10 protein-coding genes are annotated in these 6,758 nt (G+C 71.6%); 3 read left to right on the forward strand and 7 right to left on the reverse strand.

The window, feature by feature from the left end; all coding sequences use genetic code 11:
- The 3 genes from J1M64_RS18555 to J1M64_RS18565 all read right to left on the reverse strand — a co-directional run.
- Positions 1 to 434, reverse strand: a 434-nt coding sequence (locus J1M64_RS18555) for a PEP/pyruvate-binding domain-containing protein (RefSeq protein WP_274601568.1), incomplete at its 3' end; no start/stop codon positions are given.
- Complete coding sequence (locus J1M64_RS18560) at positions 431 to 1,435, reverse strand: TIGR03617 family F420-dependent LLM class oxidoreductase (RefSeq protein WP_206475159.1); 1,005 nt, start codon at positions 1,433 to 1,435, stop codon at positions 431 to 433. The genes J1M64_RS18560 and J1M64_RS18555, both read right to left, overlap by 4 nt.
- Positions 1,432 to 2,562, reverse strand: a complete 1,131-nt coding sequence (locus tag J1M64_RS18565; RefSeq protein ID WP_206475160.1) for a hypothetical protein — start codon at positions 2,560 to 2,562, stop codon at positions 1,432 to 1,434. The genes J1M64_RS18560 and J1M64_RS18565 overlap by 4 nt, the downstream gene beginning before the upstream one ends.
- 94 nt (positions 2,563 to 2,656) lie before the next feature.
- Here J1M64_RS18565 and J1M64_RS18570 point away from each other — a divergent pair, with 94 nt between their 5' ends.
- The gene (locus J1M64_RS18570; RefSeq protein WP_206475161.1) at positions 2,657 to 3,292 is read left to right on the forward strand and encodes a TetR-like C-terminal domain-containing protein; all 636 of its coding nucleotides are present in this window, start codon (positions 2,657 to 2,659) and stop codon (positions 3,290 to 3,292) included.
- Positions 3,293 to 3,304: 12 nt separating this feature from the next.
- Here the strand turns inward: J1M64_RS18570 and J1M64_RS20065 are convergent, their stop codons facing one another.
- Complete coding sequence (locus tag J1M64_RS20065; RefSeq protein WP_241261776.1) at positions 3,305 to 3,856, reverse strand: hypothetical protein; 552 nt, start codon at positions 3,854 to 3,856, stop codon at positions 3,305 to 3,307.
- 236 nt (positions 3,857 to 4,092) lie between these two features.
- Here J1M64_RS20065 and J1M64_RS18580 point away from each other — a divergent pair, with 236 nt between their 5' ends.
- Together J1M64_RS18580 and J1M64_RS18585 are read left to right on the forward strand one after the other, a co-directional pair.
- Complete coding sequence (locus tag J1M64_RS18580) at positions 4,093 to 4,485, forward strand: hypothetical protein (protein ID WP_067716401.1); 393 nt, start codon at positions 4,093 to 4,095, stop codon at positions 4,483 to 4,485.
- Between the two features lie 77 nt (positions 4,486 to 4,562).
- Positions 4,563 to 4,751, forward strand: coding sequence for a DUF6440 family protein (locus tag J1M64_RS18585; RefSeq protein ID WP_067716403.1), 189 nt, complete (start codon positions 4,563 to 4,565; stop codon positions 4,749 to 4,751).
- 46 nt (positions 4,752 to 4,797) lie between these two features.
- Here J1M64_RS18585 and J1M64_RS18590 read toward each other — a convergent pair whose 3' ends face one another.
- The 3 genes from J1M64_RS18590 to J1M64_RS18600 form a co-directional block, all read right to left on the reverse strand.
- Entirely contained in the window at positions 4,798 to 5,298 is a 501-nt protein-coding gene (locus tag J1M64_RS18590) for a hypothetical protein (RefSeq protein WP_206475162.1), read from the reverse strand.
- 347 nt (positions 5,299 to 5,645) lie between these two features.
- A complete protein-coding gene (locus J1M64_RS18595) occupies positions 5,646 to 6,050 on the reverse strand; it encodes a four-helix bundle copper-binding protein (protein ID WP_206475163.1) in 405 nt (134 codons plus the stop codon).
- An 85-nt stretch (positions 6,051 to 6,135) separates the two neighbouring features.
- The coding region (locus J1M64_RS18600) for a TetR/AcrR family transcriptional regulator (RefSeq protein WP_374220876.1) at positions 6,136 to 6,758 on the reverse strand (623 nt) is incomplete at its 5' end.

Below are 6,758 nucleotides of genomic sequence, written 5' to 3' on the forward strand. Positions count from 1 at the left end.
GAGTCGGGCCCCGCGCCGCGGTAGGCCGTCGCGCGCCCCGATGCCGCCGATGCCACGCACGTCCGCACCGCCTCGGCCAGCGCCTCAGCCGAGTCCACGCCCAGCACGGTGTCGTACTGCCCGGCGAAGGACTGTTGCGCGCCGTCCTCCCCGGCCGCCGAGGACCGCACCGCGACCGGGATCGCGCCCGCCTCGGCCATGCGGCGGTACCACCGGGCGGTGGTGTCGGCTGGGACGGTGGTGTCGGCTGGGACGGTGGTGTGGGCTGGGACGGTGGTGTCGGACTGAGTGTCGACGACGACGAGGTCGGCCCCCGCGTCGGCGATGACGAACCCCGGCGGTACGTCCAGGCCCAGTCGGATGAGCTCGGCCAGACCTGCGGCTTTACCGCCGTAGCTGTCGTCGGTGACCTGCTCGAACTCGACGGTGTTCATGGCCGGCCCGCCAACTCGTCGACGATCTGCGCGAGCGCATCGGTGGCGATCGGCCCGGTCTGGTACAGGCACACGCGGTCGCCGACGCCGTTCACGCGGTCGCGGACGTGGGCGGCGACCTCGGCCGGGGAACCGCACGCGGCGATCGTGTGCAGGATCTCGTCGCTGATGAGCGAGGTCATCTCCTGCCACCGCCCCTGCTTGCTCATGGCGTTCAGCTCGGGCTGCAGATCGCCCCAGCCGTGGGCGTCCAACACCGGTTTGTAGGCAGGCGTCGAGCCGTAGAACGCCAACAGGCGGCGGGTGGACATGTGGTCGTCGTCGTCGTTCTGTCCGTCCGTCACCGACACGATCACCTCGGGCACCACCTCGAACTCCTCCTCGCTCCGCCCGGCGGCCGTGAGGCCCGCCCGAACCCTCGGCATCGTGTGTTCTTGGAGGAACCGGGTGGTGCCGAACGGCATCACGAGCAGCCCGTCGGCGACCTCGGCCGCCGCGCGCGTCAGTCGCGGGCCGAGCGCACCGAGGTAGATGGGCGGCGGGCCGTACGGGGTGGGCGGCGGCACGAACGTGGGGGTCATGAGGGTGTGGCGGTAGAACTCGCCGCGGAAGTCCAGTCGCTCGCCCGTGGCCCATGTATGGAAGATCGCCCGCAGGGCGCCCACGAGGTCCTTCATCCGCTCGACGGGCCGGTCGAATTCGGTGCCGTAGCGCTTCTCGATCTGCGCCCGGATCTGCGTGCCCAGGCCCAGGACGAACCGGCCCTCGCTGAGCGTCTGCAGGTCGTGCGCCTGGTGCGCGAGCTGGATGGGGTTGCGGGGGAAGGCGATCGCCACGTTGGACATCAGATCCAGGCCGCCGACCTGCGAGGCCAACACGAGCGGGGTGAACACGTCGTGCGGGCCCTCGAAGGTGAACACCCCGGACGCGCCCGCCTCCCTGAGCTCCTCGGCGCGCCGGACCGCGTCGGTCGGGCTGAACAGGGCGGTCATGACCTTCATGCGCGCGCCGCCGCGTCTGCGCCGTCGGTCCAGTCCGAGAACCCCGATGGGTGATGCGGGCCGATCACCCCGTGCTCGAACAGGCCCGCGCCCTCGCGGGTGGTGCCGTCGGCCTCGGTGCACACGGCGTGGCCCACGTGGTCGATGAGGCTGAACGCCGCCCCGGCCATGACCTGCGGGTCCGTCAGGTCGAAGGTCACGCGGTCGGTGAAGTTCTCGCCCTTCCAGCTGCCGTGGGCCCACGTGGAGTCGCCGCCATAGCCGGAGCCGAACGCGATCGGGGCGTACAGCCGGGACTCCACCTCGAGCCGGATCCGCTCACCCGCGCGGTTCATGAACTCCACCCGCACGCCCGTCGGGATTCGGGTGCCGGGCGTGTACTCGACCGCCACGCGCACGCCGTCGAGCTGCTCGACCCGGCCGTCGGCCCAGCGGCGGGTGCAGTCGTAGAGGCTGCGGTGGCCGTCGGGGTCCTCCTGCAGGATGAGGAACAGCTGGAAGTCGTCGAACGCCAGCGGGAGATACAACCACCACATGCCCCGGAAGGCCGTGTCGGGCCTGCCGGCCGGTTCGGCCTCGCCCACCGGGCGGATACCCCACGAGCGGTCCCGGGCGGCGACCGACGAGGAGTGGGTGACCTCCATCTTGTCGTCGTCGACCTCTATCCACCCCTCCCACGAGCCGACCTGCGCGAACCGGCTAGCCTGGAGCGTCACCCGCCGGTCGGTGAGCATGGAGTGCGGGTCCTCCAGCGCGGCGGGGAACAGGCCCCGCCACGTCAGGTCCGCGGCGATGCCCTCCGTGCGCTCGAGGGTCAGCCGGATCTCCCGCAGCGGCTCGATCACCTCCAGCCGGTACCCGCCGACGTGGGGGTTGAGGCGGTCATCGTCGATGGCGTCGCTCATCCGCACCGCGGTCTGCGTGTCGCCGCGGCGGACCACGAAGTACGCGTCCTTCACGCCCAGGCGCGGGTAGTAGCCGATCCCGGTGAGCACCATGAAGCGGCCCTCGCGATCCAACACGTTGAAGTAGGAGCGGTCGTAGAAGTTGCGGTCCGAGGTGGCCGGCCACGTCAGCGGCGCGGGCGTCTGGTGGATGGGGAACTCGTCGAGCGGACTCAGGTGCACGGGGCTCTCCGTGGGGTGCTGGGTGGCGGCGTCTCGCGGTCTCGCGTCGGCGGCGGGAATACGATGTGCGGCGTATCGGAACTAGGGTGAGACCATGACAGCAGACGGCGACACCGCGCGCGGCGGATCAGCGAAGTCCGCGCCCGGGCGGCCGCGCGACGGCCGGATCGACGCCGCGATCATCACCGCCACCCGCGAGCTCGTCCTCGAGACCGGCTACCCGGCGCTGACGCTGTCCGCCATCGCGGCGCGCGCCGGCACGACCACCGCCGCGCTGTATCGCCGCTGGTCGAGCAAGGCGCAGCTCGTCCACGAGGCGGTGCTCGAGGCGGAGGTGATCCCGGCGTTCGAGTTACCCGATGGCGTAGACGGCGGGGCTGATGCCGCTGTCGGGGATCCGCAGGCCGACATCCGCGCGCTGGTGGAGACCGTCCGCGTGCTGTTCGACCGGCCCGAGGTGCGCGTGGCCCTGCCCGGCCTCATCGCCGACACCGTGGCCGATCCCGACCTGCACGCCCGGATGATCGCCCGGCTCGCCGGAAACCTGCCAGCCTTCGAATCGCGCTTCGGTCGGGCCCGCCGGAGCGACGACCACCTGCCCGTGCTGGCGGAGGTCGTCGCGGGTGCGGCGATCTTCCGGCTGCTGGTGAGCCCTGACGCCGCGCTGGACGACGAGTGGGTCGAAGAGCTGACCGCGCTCATCACCGGGCGGTGGCAGGCCGACGGCTGAGGCGGGAGCCGGTCAGGAACCCGCGATCGCCAGGATGATCCAGACCGGCAGCCACAACCCGAAGGTCAGCAGCGTGAGGATCAGGTGCAGGGCGTGGTTGACGCGCCTGACCTGCCCGCCGTGCACGTACACCGTCTGCTGCATCGGCGGATAACCGAACTGGGGCGGGTAGGGGCCCTGAGGGAACTGGTGCGGCGCCACGTGCAGGTGCTGCGGGATGTACTGATCGGCGTACCCGAACTGCTGGCCGGGGCCATACGGGGCGGTCGGACCGTAGGGCGCGGCGGGCGGCATGCCGTACGGGAACCCACCCTCGTGGGCCAGCGGCTCGGGCGGTCGCGCGTACGGCTGGGCCGGCTGGTGCGGGTGGGCGAAGCGCTGGGGTTCGTAGCGCTGGGGCTCAGGCTGCTCGGCGGGCGGGAACTGCGCCGTGGGGAACTGCTCGGTGGGGAATCGCTCGGTGGGGAACTGCTCGGTGGGGTTGGCCTGCCCCGGCGTCTCGGACCGGTCGAGCCAGTCCTCGGACCACGGCCCGTCCGGTCGCCGCGCGTGCTGCTCGTTCATGCTGGCTCGATTCGAGGGGTCGCTGGCGGGATGGGACGCCCTCCAACATAACCCCCGACACCGCCCCGTTGACACCGGTCAGGGCCGATCTCAGGGTCGGATCCGGGTCACCCTGAGGGGCCGCGGTGTGATTCCGAGGGGCGGCAGTGTGAATCTCGGGAACATTCCGGTCCGCCACCCATCCGGAATGCGGGGGCCTCCGAATCCTGTATAGACGCCCAGACAGGAGATCCATCATGAGCACGGTCCCCGCACGTCGCCGCAGCACGATCACGACGGTCGCCCTCGTCGGCCTCGGCCTCACCGCCGCGACCCTCGCCTTGGGGACGGGACTGCTGACGATCGGGTCGTCGTTGAACACCGCCGTCGCATCCGCCGAACTCGCCGCCGGAGCCGCACTGATGTCCCGCACCACCTGGATGCTGCCCGCCCTGTTCACCGTCATGGTGTTCGCGGGAATGGTTGTTGCCGTTCACCTGATCGGCGGTCGCAGACGCCCGCAGACCACTGAGGCCCGGGTGCGCACCCGCGACAACGAGCCCCACCTCGCCATCCCGTTCGAACTCCGTGCTCCGGACCGGGCCGTCGCCGAGGCCACCCGCGGACTGTTCCGCCACATCGACTCCTGAATCGGATCCCGGGGCGGGGTGACCTCGTCGTCGTCGTACCTTTGTCCGGCACACCCCGCCGGTGCCACGATGGGCGCATGGCGAAAAAGGACAAGCGTTTCGAGAAGATCCATTCCGAGTCGATGGGGTTCGGCGGGACCGCGGAGATCCTGCGCGACACCCGCACCGGCGTCTGCTACCTGTGGCGCTCGGCCGGTGGGAGCGGGGGCGGGCTCACCGTGCTCGTCGACGCCCAGGGCAAGCCGCTGATCGAGTACGGGCTCTAGTTCTCCGCAGCCGGGGAGACTCTGCAGCCGGGGGCGACGCTGCAGGTCAGCCCGCGCACGCCCCGCCGGTGCCGCCGCCGGTGCCGGAGGTCGAACCGAGATCTGCACCCAGCTTCTCCGCGAGCCTCGGCGCGAGCCCGGTCGGGGTGGGCTGCGGACACGTCGGCACGGTCGCGGGCGCGGTCGCGGACATCAGCGAGGACCCGCCCGGCGGCGCGGCGGAATGCGCCGTGGTGGTCGCCGAAACGGCCCCGGGTTCAGGGGTCGGGCCGGCGGCGGGGACCCGGATGATCACGGACGCCGAATCGTCGCCGTCGCCGTCGTCGTCGCCGCCCCTGTCGTCTCCGGTGGCGCGGGCGCCCTTCGGGTCGCGATCGGCCTCGGAGTCACCGGTGTTCGGGCCCGGAACGGCGACGGTCGACGACAGGACCCAGGTCTGTGGACCGGGAGTCTGCGGGACGGGGTCGGCGGATGTGGTCGGGACGACCGCAGCCGATCGCTCCAGGCCCAGCGGCACCAGGAAGAACAGGCCGAGGAGGAGCGCCACACCCAGGACGGCCCAGCCGAGCCCCGGAGGGGAGCCCGGGCGCGGAGCGCGTTCAGTGGTGCCGTGAGCCGGGGAAGGGGCCTGTCGTGTGGCGGCGTCGTCTCCGACAGGGCGGCGATCTCTGTGTCTGGACCGCCTGAAACCGACCATCGTGTCTCCCTCGGCAAGGCACCGCCGCGGATCGGCTCAGTGCGACTGCGGGAGACACTCACCACCCCTTCTCCCAGGAGTAACATCGCCGGAAGTTTGGTAAGCGTTACTTCACGCACTTGGATGAATCGGCCTACGAACTGGGAGGCCGGAAGTGACCGCCGGTCCAGACGGCTCGCCCGGCTGCCACCGGGGGCTCAGCCGATCGCGGCGAGCAGGTCGGCGCAGGCCTTCTCGCAGCGGCGGCACGCCTGGGCGCAGTGCTTGCAGTGCTCGTGCATCTCGGCGTGCTGCTCGCAGTCGTCGGCGCAGGCGGCGCAGGCCGTCCGGCACGCCGTCAGCTGCGCCTTGACGACCTCGAGGTTGCTGCCGGTTCGGCGGCTCAGCAGGGCGGCGGTGGCGGCGCAGACATCCGCGCAGTCGAGGTCGGTGTGGATGCAGTCGCGCAGGTCGGCGACGGACTCCTCGGCGAGGCACGCGTCGGCGCACGACGTGCAGGTGGTGGCGCAGGACGCGGCCGCGTCGATGGCCTCGGCGAGCAGGTCCACGTCGAGGCCGTCGGTCGGATTCGGATGGGACGTGATCATCTCGGAAGTGCTCATACCCCCACGCTACTGATCCCGCCCGGTGGCGCAAGGTCTGAGATCAAGACGATATAACGCCTGGTGGGGGGCTCGGAGGTGTCCTTCAGGGGCGGGACGCAGGCCGCGCGAGCCCTCGCGCGAACCCGTCGATCAGGTCCGCCACATAGGTGCCGTGCGGGGGACCGACCTCCGGCGGATCGCAGGCCCGCGCCGCGAGTTCGGCGGTGAGCATGACGATGAACTGCCGGACCCGGTGGCGGGCCAGGTCCGGGCCGCACGCCGCCGTCGCGGCCGCGACCAGCATCTCCAGCTGATCCTGCAGTGCGGTGTCCGCGACCGGACCGGTGCTGACCGTCCGGCCCACCTCCGCGAGCGCTCCCAGCTGGCCGATCACCCGGAGCGTCCAGCGGCCCTCGTCGTCGTCCAACAGGTCCGCCAACGGGGACACCACCGCCCGCACGATCTCGGCGAGGTCGGGAGGCGACGACACCCACGTTCGCAGGTCCGCGCGTCGCTCGGCCTCCATCCGCAGGACGCCGCGGTCCAGGACCTCCCGGAGCAGTCCCGCGCGGCCGCCGAAGTGGTAGTTGATCGCGGAGTCGTTGCCCTGGCCGGCATCGGCGACGATGTCGCGGACCCGTGCCGTCCGCCAGCCGTCCAAGGCGAAGCGGCGCAGCCCGGCGAGGTAGAGGGCGTCCCGGGTGGCGGTGGCGCGGGGTGTGGTGG

Source organism: Dietzia sp. KRD202 (assembly GCF_017168155.1).
Classification (GTDB): domain Bacteria; phylum Actinomycetota; class Actinomycetes; order Mycobacteriales; family Mycobacteriaceae; genus Dietzia; species Dietzia kunjamensis.

Bases quoted from the DNA above. Each gene is read 5' to 3' on its own strand.
- J1M64_RS18560 (WP_206475159.1), bottom strand. From the start codon at position 1,435: ATGAAGGTCATGACCGCCCTGTTCAGCCCGACCGACGCGGTCCGGCGC.
- J1M64_RS18570 (WP_206475161.1), top strand. From the start codon at position 2,657: ATGACAGCAGACGGCGACACCGCGCGCGGCGGATCAGCGAAGTCCGCG.
- J1M64_RS20065 (WP_241261776.1), bottom strand. From the start codon at position 3,856: ATGAACGAGCAGCACGCGCGGCGACCGGACGGGCCGTGGTCCGAGGAC.
- J1M64_RS18580 (WP_067716401.1), top strand. From the start codon at position 4,093: ATGAGCACGGTCCCCGCACGTCGCCGCAGCACGATCACGACGGTCGCC.
- J1M64_RS18585 (WP_067716403.1), top strand. From the start codon at position 4,563: ATGGCGAAAAAGGACAAGCGTTTCGAGAAGATCCATTCCGAGTCGATG.
- J1M64_RS18595 (WP_206475163.1), bottom strand. From the start codon at position 6,050: ATGAGCACTTCCGAGATGATCACGTCCCATCCGAATCCGACCGACGGC.